This is a genomic window from Bacillus sp. JJ1503 (assembly GCF_036965125.1).
Lineage (GTDB): Bacteria > Bacillota > Bacilli > Bacillales > Cytobacillaceae > Cytobacillus.
Genome location: NZ_JBALOZ010000132.1, coordinates 1 through 20,126 on the forward strand (window position 1 = coordinate 1; position 20,126 = coordinate 20,126).

At 37.4% G+C, this 20,126-nt stretch carries 22 protein-coding genes; 1 reads left to right on the forward strand and 21 read right to left on the reverse strand.

What is annotated here, in order from left to right; translation table 11 throughout:
• From V7149_RS11430 to V7149_RS11530, 21 genes are all read right to left on the reverse strand, one after another.
• Positions 1-740 (reverse strand): ribonuclease E/G (locus tag V7149_RS11430; protein WP_335345753.1); only part of this gene is annotated, 740 nt, incomplete at its 3' end.
• 21 nt (positions 741-761) lie between these two features.
• The gene (locus V7149_RS11435; protein WP_335345754.1) at positions 762-1,628 is read right to left on the reverse strand and encodes a M50 family metallopeptidase; all 867 of its coding nucleotides are present in this window, start codon (positions 1,626-1,628) and stop codon (positions 762-764) included.
• A complete protein-coding gene (locus V7149_RS11440) occupies positions 1,621-2,397 on the reverse strand; it encodes a M23 family metallopeptidase (protein ID WP_335345755.1) in 777 nt (258 codons plus the stop codon). The genes V7149_RS11435 and V7149_RS11440 overlap by 8 nt, the downstream gene beginning before the upstream one ends.
• Before the next feature lie 146 nt (positions 2,398-2,543).
• Entirely contained in the window at positions 2,544-3,347 is an 804-nt protein-coding gene (gene minD / locus V7149_RS11445; protein ID WP_335345756.1) for a septum site-determining protein MinD, read from the reverse strand.
• Position 3,348: 1 nt separating this feature from the next.
• Positions 3,349-4,026: a septum site-determining protein MinC gene (gene minC / locus V7149_RS11450; protein ID WP_335345757.1), complete on the reverse strand. Its 678-nt coding sequence runs from the start codon at positions 4,024-4,026 to the stop codon at positions 3,349-3,351.
• Between the two features lie 147 nt (positions 4,027-4,173).
• Complete coding sequence (mreD, locus tag V7149_RS11455) at positions 4,174-4,689, reverse strand: rod shape-determining protein MreD (RefSeq protein ID WP_335345758.1); 516 nt, start codon at positions 4,687-4,689, stop codon at positions 4,174-4,176.
• Positions 4,686-5,570 carry a rod shape-determining protein MreC gene (mreC, locus tag V7149_RS11460; protein WP_335345759.1) on the reverse strand — a complete coding sequence of 295 codons (885 nt, stop codon included), beginning with the start codon at positions 5,568-5,570 and terminating at the stop codon, positions 4,686-4,688. Before mreC ends, mreD begins: the two co-directional genes overlap by 4 nt.
• A gap of 140 nt (positions 5,571-5,710) precedes the next feature.
• Complete coding sequence (locus V7149_RS11465; protein WP_335345760.1) at positions 5,711-6,727, reverse strand: rod shape-determining protein; 1,017 nt, start codon at positions 6,725-6,727, stop codon at positions 5,711-5,713.
• Between the two features lie 170 nt (positions 6,728-6,897).
• Positions 6,898-7,587 carry a RadC family protein gene (gene radC / locus V7149_RS11470; RefSeq protein ID WP_335345761.1) on the reverse strand — a complete coding sequence of 230 codons (690 nt, stop codon included), beginning with the start codon at positions 7,585-7,587 and terminating at the stop codon, positions 6,898-6,900.
• Between the two features lie 37 nt (positions 7,588-7,624).
• A complete protein-coding gene (locus tag V7149_RS11475; protein ID WP_335345762.1) occupies positions 7,625-8,218 on the reverse strand; it encodes a Maf family protein in 594 nt (197 codons plus the stop codon).
• A 348-nt stretch (positions 8,219-8,566) separates the two neighbouring features.
• Positions 8,567-9,649, reverse strand: a complete 1,083-nt coding sequence (locus tag V7149_RS11480) for a hypothetical protein (protein WP_335345763.1) — start codon at positions 9,647-9,649, stop codon at positions 8,567-8,569.
• Between the two features lie 108 nt (positions 9,650-9,757).
• Positions 9,758-10,510, reverse strand: coding sequence for a pilus assembly protein PilO (locus V7149_RS11485; RefSeq protein WP_335345764.1), 753 nt, complete (start codon positions 10,508-10,510; stop codon positions 9,758-9,760).
• Positions 10,507-11,136 (reverse strand): fimbrial protein, encoded by a 630-nt coding sequence (locus tag V7149_RS11490; RefSeq protein ID WP_335345765.1) that lies wholly within the window; start codon positions 11,134-11,136, stop codon positions 10,507-10,509. Before V7149_RS11490 ends, V7149_RS11485 begins: the two co-directional genes overlap by 4 nt.
• Positions 11,137-11,138: 2 nt before the next feature.
• Complete coding sequence (gene pilM / locus V7149_RS11495; RefSeq protein WP_335345766.1) at positions 11,139-12,131, reverse strand: type IV pilus biogenesis protein PilM; 993 nt, start codon at positions 12,129-12,131, stop codon at positions 11,139-11,141.
• A gap of 21 nt (positions 12,132-12,152) precedes the next feature.
• Positions 12,153-12,908, reverse strand: a complete 756-nt coding sequence (locus V7149_RS11500; protein WP_335345767.1) for a prepilin peptidase — start codon at positions 12,906-12,908, stop codon at positions 12,153-12,155.
• 51 nt (positions 12,909-12,959) lie between these two features.
• Entirely contained in the window at positions 12,960-13,397 is a 438-nt protein-coding gene (locus V7149_RS11505) for a type IV pilin protein (RefSeq protein ID WP_335345768.1), read from the reverse strand.
• Between the two features lie 107 nt (positions 13,398-13,504).
• On the reverse strand, positions 13,505-14,710 hold the full coding sequence (locus V7149_RS11510; protein ID WP_335345769.1) for a type II secretion system F family protein: 1,206 nt from the start codon (positions 14,708-14,710) through the stop codon (positions 13,505-13,507).
• Position 14,711: 1 nt separating this feature from the next.
• Positions 14,712-15,752, reverse strand: a complete 1,041-nt coding sequence (locus tag V7149_RS11515; RefSeq protein ID WP_335345770.1) for a type IV pilus twitching motility protein PilT — start codon at positions 15,750-15,752, stop codon at positions 14,712-14,714.
• Positions 15,753-15,763: 11 nt separating this feature from the next.
• Positions 15,764-17,425: a GspE/PulE family protein gene (locus V7149_RS11520; protein WP_335345771.1), complete on the reverse strand. Its 1,662-nt coding sequence runs from the start codon at positions 17,423-17,425 to the stop codon at positions 15,764-15,766.
• A gap of 22 nt (positions 17,426-17,447) precedes the next feature.
• Positions 17,448-18,770 carry a hypothetical protein gene (locus tag V7149_RS11525; protein ID WP_335345772.1) on the reverse strand — a complete coding sequence of 441 codons (1,323 nt, stop codon included), beginning with the start codon at positions 18,768-18,770 and terminating at the stop codon, positions 17,448-17,450.
• A gap of 30 nt (positions 18,771-18,800) precedes the next feature.
• Complete coding sequence (locus V7149_RS11530) at positions 18,801-19,631, reverse strand: hypothetical protein (protein ID WP_335345773.1); 831 nt, start codon at positions 19,629-19,631, stop codon at positions 18,801-18,803.
• A gap of 181 nt (positions 19,632-19,812) precedes the next feature.
• On the opposite strand from V7149_RS11530, the gene V7149_RS11535 reads away from it, so the two are divergent.
• Positions 19,813-20,126, forward strand: a 314-nt coding sequence (locus V7149_RS11535; protein WP_335345774.1) for a prepilin-type N-terminal cleavage/methylation domain-containing protein, incomplete at its 3' end; no start/stop codon positions are given.

The window sequence follows — 20,126 nt, forward strand, 5'->3', positions numbered from 1 at the left end:
CTATATAGCTGAATGGAGCATTGAAATTTCTTCTGAAGCTCAACCTTAAAAGCGGAATCATCCACAATAATTTCATTTATTTCTAATCTTTCTATCTCCTCAGAAATTTCATCAATCAATGAATTTCGCTCCAGCACACATCCTGGCTTTCTTAAAACACCAGCCGTTTGAAGGATCTCGTTATATTTAAGCCGATGCTGTTCAAGCTCGGCTAATAACTGTTCTTTTTGTGTGCCTTTTGAAGATGTTCGAAAAATAAGACCCTCTTCTGGCTCCTTCATTTCATGGCCAAGCTCCCGCAGCTTTTCTCTTTCTTGGCTATCTTCAATTTTTTTGGATACGGCGACATAACGTCCACGAGGCATGTAAATTAAATGATTTCCTTGCAGCTCAATGATACCAGAGAGACGCGGTCCCTTTGTTCCTGCTGCATCCTTTTCTACTTGAACAAGCAGCCTTTCGCCTTGATGAGCATAGGAAGAAACACTTTCAGCTCCATCTTCCTCTGCCTGTACAAAAGATGCCATTTTATCCCGATGTAGGTACCCGCTCTTTTCCTCGCCAATATCCACAAAGGCGGCATTCATTCCGGGTAGCACTTTTTCAACTATTCCTAAATAAATTTTGCTTACAGCTGACTGTTGCTTCGGCTGTTGAATAAATAGCTTTTCCACCACATTATTTTTTACTAAAGCAAACCGTTTTTCCCTAGTTAAATGATTAATAATCAATGTATACAAAATAGTTCCTCACTTTAACTTCTAATAAACATAGAGTAGATCTCCAATACGGGATGTTACCATTTTTTCCGTAAAATAAGCATGTAAAAGCTCGTTTTCGTCCATTGAACCCTTTTCTTTCCCGTCTTTTTCAATAATAATCGGATGCTTAAAGCCGCGCTGAAATTTCTCGAGCACATGCATAACCATTTCATCCTCTTTCACTACAATGGGCTTTAGCTGACGAAAGTCACTATTCTTCCCGTAATATCTTTCAAGCAGAAAACGCATGAAAACGTAACGGCTTTGTTTCCATTCATGGTACAGTGAAAATAACAAAAAGGCGATCACTACCCAAATATTTAAATTGATTGGTGAAAATATTAAGATAAAAACTGAAAAAAGCAATGTACAAACAGCAGAAATTAGCAAAGCTCTCCGATGTGCATTTGGAAATGATTGATAGATGGATAAGAATAGAAAAACGATCTTTCCACCATCAAGCGGCCAAATGGGCAGCAGATTAAATAATAAGACCATTAAATTATACTGAATGAACAGCTCGTACATGCCTTCTGAAAGAAATGAAAGCTCATAAAGAAGGTAAGCAGCCCCCATCATCCAAATGTGCTGGAGAGGCCCTGATAGGATAACAATCAGTTCTTCCTTTAAAGGGCGATTTCCATGCTCCTCTATTTCCGCAACCCCACCAAATGGCAGCAAGGCAATCCTTTTAATCCTCCACGAAAAAAAAGACGCTGCTGCCGCATGCCCCATTTCATGAACAAAAATTATTAGCAAAAACAGAGACAATTCTATAAAATGAGCGGTCATCACAGCTAATCCAATAACAACCCAAAGAAGCGGGTGAATATAAATATATTTTATCAATCCTGCAAATTTATTCAAATGGGATCACCTGTATCGGGTCAACGAAATCATCACCCTTTTTAATAGCAAAATAAAAGGAACCCTTCATTCCATCCTCCATTGCAGTTGACTTACCCAATTCAGTGCCTTTTTCAGCATACTCCATGAGATTCACGTTAATTTCCTCTAAATTCCCATACCATGATTCACTATTATCAGCGTGGCTAATAATGACGGTTTTTCCAAAGCCGTCCTTTTTCCCCGCAAATTTAACTAAACCTTCACTCATGGCGATAACAGCAGCATCCTTGCTCGTTTCAATTGTAATTCTCTGCCCATTTTCTTGAAAATCCTCAAGAATTCTAGCTGAAGCCGGCAAAGCATACTCCGTTTTTGGGGATAACTCCTTTTTCCCTTCCTTCTCATCCTTAAATGGTAAAAGGGCAAGGGGTTTGCCGAATTTATCTTCATACCAATTCGCAACAGTCACAAATTGAAAGTCATTTTCCATCGCTTTCATGACAAAGTTCCTCGCAGGTTCAAAGGTTCCAGTATTGTTTTTGAACATGATGGCGATAATTAAAAATAGGCATGCAGAGGCAAGTATTTTAAATAAGAAATGTTCTTTTCGGAATAAAGGATGAAAGCTTTCTTCCCCTTTGCCGTCATACGAAGAAATCCTATCAAAGCCATATCTTTCTTCATCTTCCGTCCACAGATTTTGTTTTGTTATCGGTTTTGACATTCGCTCTCGTTCTCTTTTTCTTCGTTCCATCCGCTTTCGTATTTCGTCTGCTCGTGATCTCATACGCCCCCACCATTCCCTTACGATTCTTTTGTACAAGTCTATGAGTTGTCCAATGGGAGTATGACTTGAAATAAATTGAATCTTCTAGAAGAAGAAACGAGAGGCTATTTATTTAAAATAAAAAAGCCAAGGAATTTCCCTGACTTTTACTTGACACCAAAAAACTTTTTAATTTTTGAGAAAACGCCTACATTATCTTCCTCCAGAGGCTGGAGGGGAATCGATTCTCCTAATATTCGGCGGGCAATGTTTCTATAAGCAATAGAAGCTTTGCTATTAGGGTTTAATGCAATTGGTTCTCCGTGATTTGAAGCTTTAATGACTTCATCATCATCTGCCACAATGCCTATTAATTCGATAGACAGATGAGCGGCAATCTCATCCACATCGAGCATATCCCCATTTTTCATCATTTGACTGCGGATCCGGTTAATCACTAGCCTTGGCGCTTCAACATTTTCTTCTTTTTCAAGCAGACCAATAATACGGTCTGCGTCTCGAACAGCTGAAACTTCTGGTGTTGTCACAACAATTGCTTTATCAGCACCTGCAACTGCATTGCGGTATCCATGCTCAATACCTGCAGGACAATCAATAATGATATAATCATAGTCTTGTTTTAATTCATTAACGAGTACCTTCATTTGCTCAGGAGTGACTGCGGTTTTATCACTCGTTTGTGCGGCAGGCAATAAATAAAGCAGATCTTCAAACCGTTTATCTTTTACAAGTGCCTGATGAATCTTGCACCGTCCCTCTAATACATCGACTAAATCATAGATAATACGGTTTTCAAGTCCCATCACCACATCTAAATTACGGAGGCCAATGTCTGTATCGACGAGGCAAACTCTTTTTCCTTGCAGAGCTAAAGCTGTTCCAATATTAGCTGAAGTTGTCGTTTTTCCAACTCCACCTTTACCTGATGTTATGACAATTGCTACTCCCATCCTATTGTCCCCCTTCCAATCTCGTAATGTTTGGTCTTAGATGCATCAACACTTGTAATCTATCTACTGTTATTTGATCTTGTTCATTTATGTAAGCACATTCCATTTCTCTTTTTTCCTGGTCCTGATTTTGATCAGGAGCTCTTGTTATACAAGATGCAATGCGCAATTGTGAAGGCTTCATGCTAGATGCTGCAACAATTGCTTCTTTATTTCCATAAAAGCCCGCATGTGCTATCCCCTTTAAGGTCCCCATAATATAAATATTTCCGCCTGCAATCACTGTCCCTCCAGGATTAACATCCCCAACGAGGAGGAGATCGCCTTGTACATGTAATACTTGACCAGACCTAATAATTCTAGCAATAGGTATAATTTCGGTTTCTTCTTTTAATTTTGCTGCTTCTTCTTTCGAAACGACATTGGAAATGATTGAATCTACAACAAGATTTTTCTTTTGTCGAATTAGCTCTTTTAGTTCTTCTTCCTGATCGTTCGATAAATATCTGTTGCCAACCTGAACCTTTACTGTGATTAGGCGATCTTCACGTGATCTCGAGCTTTCAGAAAGCTTAATATCTAACTCTTTTTTTAAATCTTCATAAGAACAGGAATCATCGAGATGGAGTATTAACCCATCCTTTGTCCCTTTAATCGTTATATTTTGGAATTTCTTCATGTCAAGATGTTCACCTCATAAGAAAAGCGCAAGCGCTTTATACGCTCCATAAATAAAAAGAATTCGACAGAAAGGCTAAAAAATCCTTTTTAGGATAAGAATTCATTGATGGAAAGTGTGGGAATTTAATTTTTACTATGAACGGTATTATATATCCAAGCTTGCTACTAGTTTATCATAATGCTTTTTGAGCGGATAAGCTGCAATAATAATGAAAATTAAATTAAAAATCGCTGTTGGCAAAAAACGAAGTGACATGAAAGTAGAAAATGGCATGTTGGTTCGATGAATTAGGAAATACATTTCATAAACTCCTAACTCCAGAAGCAGCACCCCAATCAAGGCAACAATTGAAACAATGACAATATTGGTTTGTAATATTTTCATTAGCTTCAGAATAATATAGGAAACTAATGGCAACATAAACAAATAAATCCCGATAATTTCGGTATAAACAATATCAAATAGAAGTCCAACAAAGAAGCTATAAATGATCCCATATTTTCCAGGTCCATAAACTGTTAGAAAAGTTAAAGCAATTATTAAAAACCTGGGCACAATAATATAAGCTTCTCCAAAAGCTTTTTCGGGCATTAGCTCTACAAAAATGCTTTCTGCAATGAAAATCAAAATGAATAAAAGAGGAAGAAGGAATTTTCTCACAGTTCCTCCTCCTTATCATCTATCATTTCTTCCAAGTCAGGCTGTAAAGCTTTCCTATTTACAACCATCACATGCTCAATATCATATAAATTTGCCCCTGGCTTCACATAAGCTGTTAAAGTTAGTCCATATTCAGCAGGTGCAACTTCAACTACCTTTCCAATCGGAAGATTCTTTGGAAATACCCCGCCCTTACCGGAGCTAATGACATTTTGCCCCTTTTCTACTTTTGCATCAAATGGAATCCTTTTCAGTAATAGAAGTCCTTTATCTTTGTCATATCCTTCAATTAGGCCATAATAGCTATTTCCATCTGCCTGAATTTCAGCCGATATACGATTTGTCGGATCCATCGCACTTAATAGCTGTACTGTAGAAGTTAGAGGCTGACTGCTTTTCACCTTCCCGATCAAACCATTTGCAGTAATGACAGCCATATTTTGTTTAATGCCATCTTTAGACCCTTTATTGATAATAAGAAGGTCGGTCCATCGGTCAGGGTTTCTTCCAATTACTGTAGCTTGTATTGGATCAAATTCACTTAACGATTCCTTTTTATCAAGAATTTCACGAAGCTCAGCATTGTCCTTTTTAAACATTTGTACATCTGCTTCAAGACGTGCGAGTTCATCCAGCCGCTTTTTTAACTCTTTATTTTCTGTATATGTATTTTGCAAGTCTTGCAAATTTTCAAAGAAACCAGCAACATAATGAGTTGGGCGTGAAATGGCAGTTTGAATCCATCCAGTGGTATCCTTGATAAATTGCTCTGGCCAGCTTAATTGTTCACGTTCCTTTAATGAAAACCCAATCAATGCCACGAGAATAATGATGCTAACAAGCAAAAGAATCAGGCGTTTATTCAAAAAGAATTGTGGCATTTTTAACACCTCAATTTACTATTTATATAAGAAATGTACGAAGAGCATTGTATATCTAAAACAAGATCTAGGAACTGTCTTATCATAAACACGATTGGAGCCCAGTCACTATTTTAGGTGAATGGGCTTCAATCATGATATTAACGGGAATCCCTTGATTTATTTTTAAATAAATCAATGTGATCCAGTGCTTTTCCCGTACCAATCGCTACACAATCAAGCGGATTTTCAGCAATTAATACTGGCATTTTCGTTTCTTCACTAATTACCTTGTCCAAGTTTCGAAGTAAGGCGCCTCCGCCAGTCAAAACTATCCCGCGATCCATAATATCTGCTGCAAGCTCTGGTGGCGTTTTCTCTAGTGTTACTTTTACAGCGTCAACAATGGCATAAACTGTGTCATGCAGAGCTTTAGAAATTTCCTCAGCTGTTATTTCAATAGTCTTAGGAAGTCCAGTTAAAAGATCACGTCCGCGTATTTCAATATTATCGATACCGTTAGGATCACCCGCTGAACCAACTTCGACCTTAATCGTTTCAGATGTACGATCACCAATCAAAAGATTATAGTGTTTACGAATGTAATTGATAATCGCTTCATCCATATTATTTCCAGCTACACGAACGGACTGGCTAGTTACAATACCACCTAAAGAAATGATCGCTACCTCAGTTGTTCCTCCACCAATATCAACGACCATGCTGCCAGTAGGCTCCCATACAGGAAGATTTGCACCAATTGCCGCTGCAAAGGGCTCCTCAATTGGGTATGCATCTCTAGCACCTGCCTGACGAGTAGCGTCTATAACTGCACGTTGCTCAACTGCAGTAATCCCTGACGGTACACAAACCATCACATATGGCTTTCCAGAGAACAGTCCTTTGCTTTTATTTGCTTGCTTAATATAGTATTTCATCATGACGGCTGTTGTCTCATAATCAGCAATAACCCCATCCTTCATTGGGCGAAGTGCTACGATATTCCCTGGTGTCCGGCCGATCATGTTTTTTGCATCATTCCCCACAGCCACGATATGTTTTGTATCTGTTTGCAAAGCAACTACTGAAGGCTCTCTTACAACAATTCCTTTTCCCTTTACATATACAAGTGTATTAGCTGTTCCTAAATCAATTCCAAGATCCTTAGTTCCAAACATCGTTTGTATCTCCCTTTCTGATACGAAATGCGAAAATGAACAGAGCCAGCTGCTAGCTGACTAGTATATTTATTTTCATAAAAAAGTTACTTTTTGAATAGGTGATTATAATCATTCACGTAAAAAAGCATAAACAATATTATAGCTTATCGTCAAATAAAAACATAGTGCTATAAATACCCTTTTTCCTTCAGACTCACAAATTTATTTTCTCCAATAATGAGATGATCGAGCACCTCAATGCCAATTATTTTACCGCACTCAGAAAGCCTTTTCGTTACTTCGATGTCCTCTCTGCTTGGCGCGGGATCACCAGAAGGATGATTATGGGCACAAATGATTGAAGCAGCTGAACGCCGGAACGCTTCTTTGAATACCTCCCTTGGGTGCACGATCGAGGCATTTAGGCTGCCGATAAAAACCGTTTGCTTGTGAAGAACTTGGTTTTTTGTATTTAGATAGAGGCAAACAAAATGCTCCTGAGATAGGAAGCGCATGTCGTTCATGACATATTTTGCCCCGTCCTCTGGAGAGCGGATCGTATAACGGTCGTCATAGGATAAATTGGATATTCTTCTGCCAATTTCAACGGCTGCCAAAAGCTGAATGGCTTTAGCTGTACCAATGCCTTTTATGGAAGTGATTTCATTTAAAGATGCATCCTCTAATAGCCGTAAGCCTTCAAAGTGAGTAAGGAGCCTATTAGATAATTGCAGAACTGATTCATCCTTTGTACCGGTACGAAGAAGGATGGCAACAAGTTCATGGGTAGCTAAGCTTTGAGGTCCATTTTGGATAAAGCGTTCCCTTGGACGTTCATCCTGCGGAAAATCCTTGATCATTAAGCTTTGTGTTTCCATTGTTTCATTTCCTCCCTTACAATGGGCGCGAGGGAGATTAAGATGAATTTGCTTTCTGTGGAATTGGTTGGAAATATCCTGCATTTCTTAATTCACGAACTGTCCTAGAAACTGGCAGACCAACAACAGAAAAATAATCGCCATTGATTTCCTTGACGAGAACGCTTCCGAAGCCTTGAATTCCGTATGCTCCTGCCTTATCAAAGGGTTCACTGGTGTCAATGTAAGCATTTATTTCTTCATCTGAAAGCTCCCAAAACACCACATCTGTTTTTAAATAGAAATTCTTTTCTTTTTCCGGTGCGATTATGGATACCCCTGTATATACAGAATGAGTTTTACCCGATAGACTTTTTAGCATCGTGTAGGCTTCTGTTCTGTCCTTCGGCTTTCCTAATACGGCTCCTTCAAGGACTACTACCGTATCTGCACCAATGACAAATGACTCTCGGTTTTGTAAACTTACTGCCTTTGCCTTTCTATTGCTGAGCTCCATGACAACTTCACCCGGTGTTAATGCCGGGTCAAAGCTTTCATCGACATCGCTGCTGGATACTTCAAAGGTTAAATGAAGATTTTCAAGAAGTTCTTTTCGTCGTGGAGAAGAAGAGGCTAGAATGAGGTTTTTCATATAATCACCTTACCTTAAATTTGTATCATATTGGGAGATACATCTATATCGTACCAAAATTCAGCAGGACAAACAATTTTATAACAGCAAATAATAAATCTTTAATGTGATTAACCACTTTAACCCTTTACCTTATCAAAATAAATAAGGAGTCTGTCGAAAAAGTAAGAACAGACTCCAATAATTTGCGTTATTTCCCAGAAAATATTCGATTAAGGGAGGTTAATGTCGAAACTTGATTTTGTTAGACTTAAAAGCATTTAGGTACTATATAAGCACTTGAACTTTCATTTATAAAACACAATTAACCTTTCAACTACTTTTTTATGCACATAAAAATATGTACTTTTACAATGCTTGATAAACCGAAAAAAATTCAAGAAAATGCTGTTGAACCTTTGTTAAAGCTGCGGAATCCTTTGACTCTTTATATGCCATTAACTGTTGATGGGCATGATTTAGTTCATTATTTAAAGAAATGATCCCTTTGTTTTTTAGCTGATCACCTTTATCGGTCTTTATGCTTTCAATTTGGGCTGCTATCTTATCAACATTAGCATCAGATAATGTTTGTTTCGTAGCTGCTTCCGTTGCTCCCTCTGCGATAGCTTGAAAAATACCGGGGGCAGCATCGATTATTTTTTTCTCCACTGCTAGAAGCCCCTCTAGTGATTTCTCATCTAAAGTGATAGGCTTTGCAAAAGCTTCATATCCTTTGTCCTTGAATTGATTCCCTATTTCTTTGGCGTCTTCAATACTTGAGGCAATACTTAAATAAAGTACGGCCTGTCCATTTATATCAATAACCTTTGAAGGGATTCCTTTTTGTATGTGATCCCCTTCGATTTGCCTAGCTGCTTCAATATTAGAGAAAACACCACCTTGGATAACAAAGGTTGATAGAGGTTGTAAAACGGCTGTTTCAGAACCTTCAGGTTGTTTGACCACTTCCTCTACGGCTGGCTCGGCAATAACCGGCTGTTCAATTTCTGCTGAATTTTCAGTGATGACTAGCTTTAACATGATAAATCCAAAGCCTGTCCCTAGTAAAATAGCAAAAAATACTGTTATGAATACGGATGTGAGAAATCCCTTATGCCTATTCTTTTTAAAGCTTTGGCCGAATGTCCCATTTCCTTTTTTACTAGATTTCTTCGTTTGTGCAGCTATATTATACTCTTTTAAATCTGTTTCTTCTATCGTGTCTTCTGGCAGAATCCAATCAAAGCTATCATCATCAGCTGTTTCCTTAGCGGCTGCCGATTCTTCCAAAGACATATTGTCCCAATTTTCTGTTCTGCCTTCCTGTTGTAAATGCTCAATTTTTATATCCTCTTTTTGATTTTCTTCCACAAGGTTTTCTTCGTAGGACCGATGCTCGCCATTTATTTTTATCGTAATGGTTCTACCTTTTTCCCGGCCTTCCACCATTCGTCCTCCTTCCATGTCGATTGATGATTAAGTTTCATCCTAACATATCGAAAAAAAAAAATAACAAGACTTTTGTCGTCTTGTTACGGGGGATTTTCGTCAAATTTTTTATTGTTCTTTGTTTGCTTGATTTGAAATATTTCCAGACATGCTAAACGGATTCTTTTTATCGCTTGTCTTTGGAACCTCCATTTTTGGAAGCTGATCTGTTAGGTCAGTTAAAGTCGGCATATAAAAAGCGGAAATAGTTATTTTCGATTCAATTGTCTGTTTCTCTTGATCTGTAGAAACAATCTCTTCCTGACCGAAAATATTAAGGTTCTCAACAAGAATGATCCGATTTTCTGATTCTAGCGTCTCTATAAATTTCTCCATTTCAAAATAATTAGAGGATTTAACGGTTAGTAAAACTGTTGTTTTTCTCATCCCAGCTGGCATGGGAATGGATGAATTTTCTTCTTCCTCTTGATCGGATGGCGATTCTTCTAAAATTGAATCCTCTGTTTCACCCTGTGCTTCTTCTTCCATTTCATCTGTTGAAAACTCCATATTTGAAACAAAACTCCCAGATACCGTTTCAGCCTTTTCAATATCAAGAAGCAGTTGTTCAACCAGCGGCTTTACAGGGACTTTTTTTTGAAGTGCTTCTGTTCCTTCATACGTATTAGAGTCTGTTTTTTTAATCTGACTTTCAATAACTGCAAGGAGCTGTTCCTCCGTTTGCAACTCCCGTTGTTTACTGGCTAGCGTAAACCTTAGCGGCTGAATATAAAGAAAGTAGATACCTAAAAAAATTAAAACTAATATGATAAAGCCAGTAATCCCTATAAATTTTTCTTTTTTTGAAGAAAGAAGGGTCATGATTCATCCCCCCCATTTTCAACTAACTCTACATCCTGTTTAATAACCGATCGATTTATAATAATTTCGTATTCAGCAAGGTAGCGAGGCAGAATTTTTTCCTTATCTGGCTCCAGTATGTGTCCTTCGTTGCTATCTTCCTCTGATATATTAGTCGTAGTTAAAGTACGGATAGCGGCATCTTCAATCCAATCTGAATCCAGCATAGATTTTAAGTAATAGGATGCTTCGCGACTTGTATCGAACTGAACAGTTATCACAATATTACCCGTTTCCTCGTAGCTAAAGGTTTGAACAAAGCCTCTTTCTGGCAGTAGGGCAGTAAACTTCCTTAAAATAGGGACTGTTTTGATCGGGTAATCATGAGCCCAATTTACTGCCTTTTCGAGCTCATCCAATGAATTAAGGGACTCTGCATTCGCCACTTTTTCTTGTTCTATAGCAATTAATTTCTGTATTTGTGATTGCTGCTGTGTAATTGAGTCAAGTTTTCCTTTATAACTTTGCCCAACCCAAACAGCAGATCCGATTCCCAAAAGCAATATAATACCTAACACACAAGCTAACATGACAAGAGATGTATTCCTCGATTCCTTTTTTGGCAATAGGTTGATTTCGATGAGCATACTTACACCTCTTTCAATGCAAGCCCAAGAGCCAGATAATGAGATCTTGGCAGCTTTTCTTCTGTTGCTGAAGGAATTGAGTTTGAATTAATCGTTTGATGTGGAAGGTCAAATCGGTTTTCTACCTCTTTTTTGATGATGTCAAGGTGAGGATGATCACCATTTAAGAAAATTTTGGATACCTGCTGTTTTCCCTGATTAATTGAATATCGGTAGAAATCCATGAATTTACTTATCTCTTTATATATGTCCTCTAGTTGAAACAGCAAAGCCTCTGGATCCCCGTAATATTGAAGCTCACTTGACCCGTTTTTGCCTGATTTGATCTCCCATTTATCTTCTTCAAAATCGAACACCAAATGATGCATAAATAGAGGTAGCTGGTTTTCAAAAATGCAGAGGTTAACCATATTAATATCAAATTGAATCATTAAGAGCCGCTCATCTTGATCAGGCATCCCTAAATGATGATAAAGCCGGTAAAGAGAAAGTGAAGAAACATCAGCAGCTTCAGGGACAAGCTTTACATTCGTGAATAGGCCGGCATAGTCTAAGACATTCTCTTCCTGTGCCGCAAATATTAAAATTTCTTTTTTATCCTTTTCTTTTCTCACCGTATACGTGTCAAATACAGGCTCATCAAATGGAAGATGAATACTTGTGCCAAGTTCTAGATATAAAAAGCCATTGGTTTCATCGTCCTTAACATCGCCAGGAATATTTACCTTTCGAATAATGACAAAGGAATCAGGAACGATAAATCGAACAGCGCGCTTCTGAATTTTCCAATCAGTAATACATTCTTCAAGAATCATTTCTAATGTTTCATGGTCAATAATTTTTCCGTCTCTGACAATCCCAAACGGAATAAACCGCTCTCCCCATCTTTGGATACTAAGCGGATTCGTTTGCTTCAATTCGACAAACCGAATCGAATAGTCATTAATAATCAGATTAATGATACGGTTTTTTCGCGAAAAAAGGGAAAGTGCCATTTATTAAACCCCTTACTAAAATCAAGATGCAAATAAGCGAAAGTAACTTTCGAGGATCAAATCTCCATAAAAATAGGCAGTCAGTGTTCCTGCAACAATAAACGGACCAAACGGAATTGGATTTTTCCTTTTCAGCTTACCGGTTAGTAATCCAATTATACCAAAAACCGCCCCATATAAGGTTGCTAGAAAGAAAGATAATAGAACTACTTTCAATCCAACCACAAGGCCAATAAGGGCAAAAAGCTTAATATCTCCTCCCCCCATACCTCCTTTACTAATAATTGCGATAAAAAGCAGGAGAGAAAAACCAACAGCTGCCCCTAGAAGGGAATTCCACCATGGTTCAAGAGGAATGAGAATCCGTTCTAATAAAAAAATCCCTGTAAACACAAGTAAAACTTTATCAGGGATAATCATATACTTGATATCAGATACAAAAATAATCATAAATAATGAAATTAACGTCCAAGCAACAAACAGCTCACTTGACCAACCTAATATTAACGGTGCTGCCGCAAACAGCAATCCTGTTAGCAGCTCCATTAATGGATAAATAGGAGAAATGCGCACCTTGCATTGGCGGCATTTCCCCCCTTGGATGATGTATGATAGAACCGGTATCAGCTCATAAGGATTGAGCTTATGATGACAATTTGGACAGGCTGAACGCGGTGCCACAATGGATTGGTTTTGTGGGACGCGGAGGCCAACGACGTTGAAGAATGAACCGAGTGCTAGACCTATTATTAGTATATAGATTATTAGAAAATACATTCGCTAACACTCCTAACACTAGTTAGAAAAGATATTTTATATCCTAAAAATTTATTTTCCACCAGTTTCATATTTCAAAGCATTAATCTCAGCAACAGTCGTTCCTATAGTAGTTGTACCAGCTTTAGGTTTATGATTTGATGTGGCAGTAACAGTTACAGCACCTGTTGTAGAAATTGTTACAGTCCATGATGCTAGGTTATTATTCGAGATTTCAATATACTCAGCAAGGGGGTTAGGTGAATCAGTACTTTTAATATCTTTATTTGCTGTCTCAGGAGCGCCATTAGACGCGACATACAATTTTCCAGCACTTATTAGTTGAATTGCATCTGCCTTCGCCGCATCATATTTTGATTTAGCAATAACATTCCCAATACTAGGAACAGCAATCGCCGCAATAATCCCTAAAATTACTACAACCGCCAATAATTCCACCAACGTCAACCCACGCTGATCCTTCAATCTCTTTCCAATTCTTTTTAACATACTAATCTCCCTCTCTATTAATATTAAATCATGACATAAGACCTAAATTTAATTATACTAGACGCTAACTAAAATAATAGATATAAAATGTTAATTTTTTGAAAACATTATCCGACCTGATTAAAGATCTCAAACATTGGAACCATTATGGATGTCACAATCGTTCCGACAATGCCCGCAAGGAAAACAATCATTAACGGTTCAATAAGAGATTTAATTCTATCAGTACTGTTTTCTACCTCTTTTTCATAGAAATCAGCTACTTTACCAAGCATGGCGTCCAAAGCACCTGTTTCTTCCCCAATAGCAATCATTTGTGTTAGGAGAGGAGGAAAGGCCCAGTGCTTCTTCATTGGTTCTGTTAATGATTGACCTTTTTCAAGTGAAGTTCTTGATTGCCGTATAACCCTTGCCATAACTTCATTATCAACTACTTTTTCAACTATCGTCATGGCCTGTAATATGGGGACAGAACTCGTAAACAGGGAGCTTAATGTCCTTGTCATTCTTGCGATTACTGCTTTTTGCAGCATCTTTCCAAATATAGGGGTTCTTAGAATTATATAATCTAAATAATATCTTGTCTTCGAATTATTCCTCAGGATTATAATCATAATTACCAAACTGATAAAAAAGATTAAAACTAGCCACCAATAAGTTTGCATAAATTCGCTTGCGCTCAGAACAAACTTCGTAATTGCCGGCAGTTCCCCTCCGAAATCTTCAAACATCGCAACAAATGTCGGCACAACCGAAACTAAAAGAAAAATAACAACAGCAATTGCCACGAACCCTACGACAATTGGATAGGCTAGTGCAGAGGTAATTTTCTGCCTAGTATTATGCTGTTTTTCAAAATGTTCAGCAAGTCTTTCAAGCGTTTCATCCATATTACCGCCTGCCTCACCTGCACGAACCATATTGATAAACATCGATGTAAAGATTTTTTTATGTTTAGCAGCGGCGTCCGAGAGTGGATTTCCCTCTCTTAAATCTCCTTCAATAGCCAACAGCGCTTTTTTCAAGGCTTTACTTTCCGTTTGTACAGATAGTATTTTTGTAGATTCTACTACAGATATCCCTGCTTTTAATAATGTTGAAAATTGTCTTAAGTAAATAACAAAGTGCTGTAGCTTAACAGGATTTCCGATTGAAATATCTTTTGTTAAGAAGGATTCAGGCACTTCAGCGATCTCCAAAACCCTAATTCCTTCCTCTCTTAATTTAAACATTGCTTCCCTTTTCGATGTTGAGTTGATTATTCCTTCTATTTTCCCTTTACGATTTCGGCCGGAATATTTATATCTACCCATTTTAAGTTAACATCTCCTGCAGGAATGGTTCTGCAATGTCTTTAGAGATGATGCCGGACTGAATTAAACTTTTAATATTGCTCTCAAGTGTATGCATTCCCTGTCCACGTGACGTTTGCATAATATTCACGATTTGATGGATTTTTTCATTTCGAATAAGATTAGCTACGGCCGAATTATTAATTAATATTTCAGTTGCAGCTTTCCGGCCTTTAATATCTTCTCGTTGAAAGAGCCGCTGTGAAATAATCGCCACTAGAACGGAAGCAAGCTGAATTCGAATTTGTGGCTGCTGAGAAGGTGGGAATACATCGATAATACGATTTATTGTCGATGGTGCACTTGATGTATGTAAGGTTCCTAAAACTAAATGCCCCGTTTCAGCAGCCGTAATCGCAGTTTGAATAGTTTCCAAATCACGCATCTCACCAACTAAAATAATGTCAGGATCCTGGCGTAATGCCGCCCTTAAACCATTTGCAAAATTCCTCGTATCAAAGCCAACCTCTCTCTGATCAATAATTGAATTTCCGTGCTTATGCAAATACTCAATTGGATCTTCGAGTGTGATAATATGCTTTCGCATCGTTTCATTCATATACTGGATCATTGAAGCTAGTGTCGTAGATTTACCGCTGCCTGTTGGGCCTGTCACTAGGACAAGGCCTTGTGGCTTTTCGGCTATTTTACGTAAAATATTCGGCAGCTCTAACTCCTCAATCGTTGGAATTTTTGTCGGTACAACCCGAATAGCCATTGCTATACACGATCTTTGGTGATATGTATTCACACGAAATCTGGAAACACCCGGAATGCCATAGGAGAAATCCAATTCTCCCTTTTCCTTAAACTGCTCCCACATATGCTCCGGAATAATCGCCCTTGCCATTCCTTCCGTTTCTTCAGGCAATAATGGTTCTTTTCCGTATTTTTTCAAGTCTCCATTTATCCTAAGAATTGGCTGAACACCAACGGTTATATGCAAATCTGATGCTTTCAATTCAAATGCGGCGCGTAATAAATAATCTATTTTTTCCTTCATTCCTCGCACCCCTATTCAAGTATCGCGACTCGTAATACTTCTTCAGTAGTAGTTAGTCCTTGTTTTACCTTTAACAAGCCATCATCGATAAGGAAGATCGTTTTATTTTTTATCGCTAATTCTCTTAATCTAGTAATTGATTCCCCATTCATAATCGTGCGTCTTATATCATCATTGACGACAAGCACCTCATGAATGGCAATCCTTCCTTTGTAGCCTGTCATATTACATGATGAACAGCCCCGACCGCGAGTGACTTTATCTACACTCATCCCTCTTTTTGCAAAAATCTCTACCTCTCGCTTAGAAGGTGCAATAACCTCTGCACAATCTCGGCAAATTCTCCTGACAAGTCTTTGAGCGACAATTCCACTAAGTGACGAAGCAACTAGAAAAGGCTCAACTCCCATATCCATTAATCTAGTAATGGTACCAATAGAGTCGTTCGTATGGAGAGTACTTAATACTAAATGCCCTGTAAGTGAGGCTCGTATAGCGACTTCAACTGTTTCCTTATCTCGAATTTCACCGACCATAATGATATTTGGGTCTTGGCGAAGAATAGAGCGCAATCCTGCCGCAAATGTCATACCGATATTGGAATTTACTTGAATTTGATTAATGCCCTCAAGTTGGTACTCAACCGGATCTTCAATCGTGATAATATTCACTTCTTCACTATTTAACTGGTTTAATGCCGCATATAAAGTGGATGATTTCCCAGAACCTGTTGGTCCTGTTAACAGAACAATTCCCGTTGGCTTTTCGATCATGTCTTTAAATCGCTTTAAATTTAATTTATTGAAGCCTAGCTTTTTGATATCATTTAAAGAGCTGCCTAAATCAAGAATCCGCATAACCACTTTTTCGCCAAATACAGTTGGCAAGGTAGAAACACGTAAATCAACAGGATGAAAGTCAAGGTTTACTTTTATTCTTCCGTCCTGCGGGATGCGGTGCTCTGTAATATCTAGGTTTGCGATTATTTTAATCCTGGCAATCAGAACACCCTGCATGTGCTTTGGAAGAACACGTTCCACTCTTAGGACCCCATCAATTCTGTAACGAACAACAACCTTCGTTTCCTGTGGGTCAATGTGAATATCACTAGCTTTCATCGTAACAGCATTCGATAAAATTTGGTTCACTAATTTTACAATTGGTGAGTCCTGATCTGTTATCTTTTCTTCTTGAACTGTCTCTGTTTGCGAATCATCACCCAGTAGTTCCTCAAAGCCCTCATCGATGTCATAATACTTGTTTATCGCTCTTAAAATATCATCTTTCGTTGCAATGGCCGTCTCAATCTGGAATCCTGTTGACAGACGTAAATCATCTATTGCAAAAAAGTCCATTGGATCAGCCATGGCGACAAACAGCTTGTCCCCGTCTCTTTTCATAGGAATTAAGAGCTGACGCTTTGCTATCTCTTTTGGAATAATATTAAATAGCTTTGTATCAAATGGAAAGCGATACAGGCTTATATGTGGAATGCCGAGTTGGAATTCAAGTACTTCAATAAGCTGCTGTTCCGTAATAAATCCCCTTTGAAGAAGGGCATCACCAAGCTTTTGCCCATCACTTTTTTCCTTTAATGTTACTAGGAGCTGCTCTTCTGTAATAAGGCCAGCATTTACAAGTAAATCACCAAGCCGCTGCCGATTTTGTTTCATATACTATCCCTGCTTTATATGATTATTTCATTTGTTCAATTGGCTTGCCCCAGAGATCACTATTCGATTTAATCACTCCAATTGCTTCTTCATCCATATCAGAACTTGTCAGATTGCTATTGTTACTCTGTTGATTATCATCTAAAGACTCAGTATTTTCGGAACCAGTCTCTGCCTGGCTGCCAGCTTCAACATCGGCTTTATTGATGAGACCGTACACTTCAATTTGATGAATAGGAGGATAGAAATCTTCTGAAATAGCTTCACTTCTTAAAAGTGCTCCTTTTTCATCATAAATCTCTCGAAAAACTTTAATAAATAATCCTTCTTTACCTTGCCTTTCAACCACTTTTTCACTAGGCTTTAACAAGGAATTATACTGTTTTATAATTTTGGGTTTAAAGCTTTGTTCATCATTTGAAATAACCTCATACTTATTTAAAAAGGATTTCCCTTTGAGCGAAAGGATTAACACACTGTCAAAAAACTGCATATTAATTTCGTATGGTATTTCATTCGGATTAACAAAAATAAGATCGATATTTTTTTGTGAATCTACTTTTGCTTCAAAACCTAATGGAATATATTCAGGCTTTTCATTCCCGATATTTCTTTCAATAATTGCAAAGTTAGTCGGCAAAATTAATTGATATATGCCAGAGGCTATGGCATTTAGAGCATCTGCAGACATATTGTTAAACCCTTTTTCTTCTATTAGCTTAAGTAAAGAGAACCTATTATTAGCTGGAATCTCAATAGGCTTTTCTAATATACTGCTAAAATGAACTACATCTGTTTTAACTTGAACTTCATGAATTACAACATCTTCATTAATACTTGAACTTGTAATATAGTCTTCAAGCTTTAATTCAAGTTGTTCAGATTGTAATCGTGTTGCACTTTTTAACAAATCTGTCTGTAATTTCTCAAAATCAATAGATCGGGAATCTATTAAAGGGTAAGAATTCAAGATAGAATCTTCTAACGTGTTCTCTTCAAATTGGACAATTACCGTATTCTGCTGCCCATTTTGTGCTGTTTTAACTGATTCAGTAATATTAAAACGAAACAAAACATTGTCTAACTGAATCTGATTTTCTTTAAAATGAATATTTATTACCATTTCATTTAACCAAAGGGTTAGCTGCTCATCTACAGCTTTCATCGCCTCTGATTCATTTTTGCCCGAAATGTTAACATTTCCAACCACTGTATTCTCATCAAAGTTGTCAGCATTATTGATAATCGAATTGAAAGCGGAAGCACCGTAATGCGAGAAGGCAAAGATAAAAAATGTAGAAAGGAAAAGCACAATAAAAATTTTAATTCCTTGCTTGTTTTTCACCTAGCCAACTCCCCTTCAATTGCTTATCTCTTATTTATGAAATACTAGTTCTTCAATCTCAATTTCTTCATCCAAATCAGTTTTTTCCTCATTATCTTCTTCTATTTGAAGCTCTTTAGTAAACACAATTTCCTCTAATTCTTCCATTACAGGTTGAGGAACATGATCAATTGTTTTAGGCATCTCTTCTGTTTCCTCATACCCTATATCATTTTCTTCGAGTAATTTCTCAATTTCTGACATATAAGCGTTTTCAGAATTATTCTCCTGATGCTTTGTACTGCTCACGTCTCCATTAGTAGTGATCGTTGCTACCCGATTCTCTAGAAATGAAACATCCTCATCTAAGTCTAGAGGATCTACCGGAGTTTCAGTATCAAATATTTTTTGTGCAACTATTTGAATTTCCTCAGAAGCCTCGTCTTCCTCATAGAGAGAATTTTCCTGCTCCATTAAGTCATCCTCTTCTTGAGGAATTTCGCTAGCTGCAGCTACTTCATTTAGCACAGTGGGTAAAGCTTCTTTTTCTATGACTATATTTGGTTTCTCATCTTCTCTATGTAAAGTTTCTTTTTCTATGGATATGATTTTCTTCTCTATCGGCTTAGAATCTACTTTCGTTTGAGTAACATTCACTATTCTTTTCTCTATCAAAAGGGTAATTAAAAAACAAAGCAGAAAAATAATCAATATCGTTTGATATATTGGTAATTGCATATTAGCCATTAGTCCTACATTTGCTAGTAAGAATGCAACACCAATAAGAACAAGTTTCCACTTCTTAGGAAACCCAATCGGCAGCAAAAGCAATACGGGCGTAAGAATTAACAACGAAACTATCAAAAATATAGCAGTTATCATTCCTCTACACCCCCAAAAAAATTATAATCCCAATTTATCACAAAAACTGCAGGCAAAATGTTACATTTTTTCAAAAACTACTAAAAAAGACCTAAATAGAACTTTTCATGGATGATTCATATTGTATAATAAATGAGAGTGTTTGAGAAGATTGTACTTTCTTTGAGTTGGAGGGATAGAAATGAATCAAAAAGGGTTTACTTTACTGGAATTACTGCTATCCATATTAATACTCACCATTATTTTTATCTCATTCATGACATTCTTCTCTCAATCAGCCTTTTTTATAAAGAAAAATGAAGAAAAATTCTCTGCGGCTAATACTGCTCAAATGGTATTAAATATATTGCAAGAAAGAGAAAAAGAGAAAAAGGATAAGAAAGAATTTATTATTTTTCCTGAGAATATTCAAAAGGATATTAATAATGGTAAAACAGGCAGCATTACTAATAAAACGGAAGAGTTTAGAACTATATTAAATCAAGATATTAAATC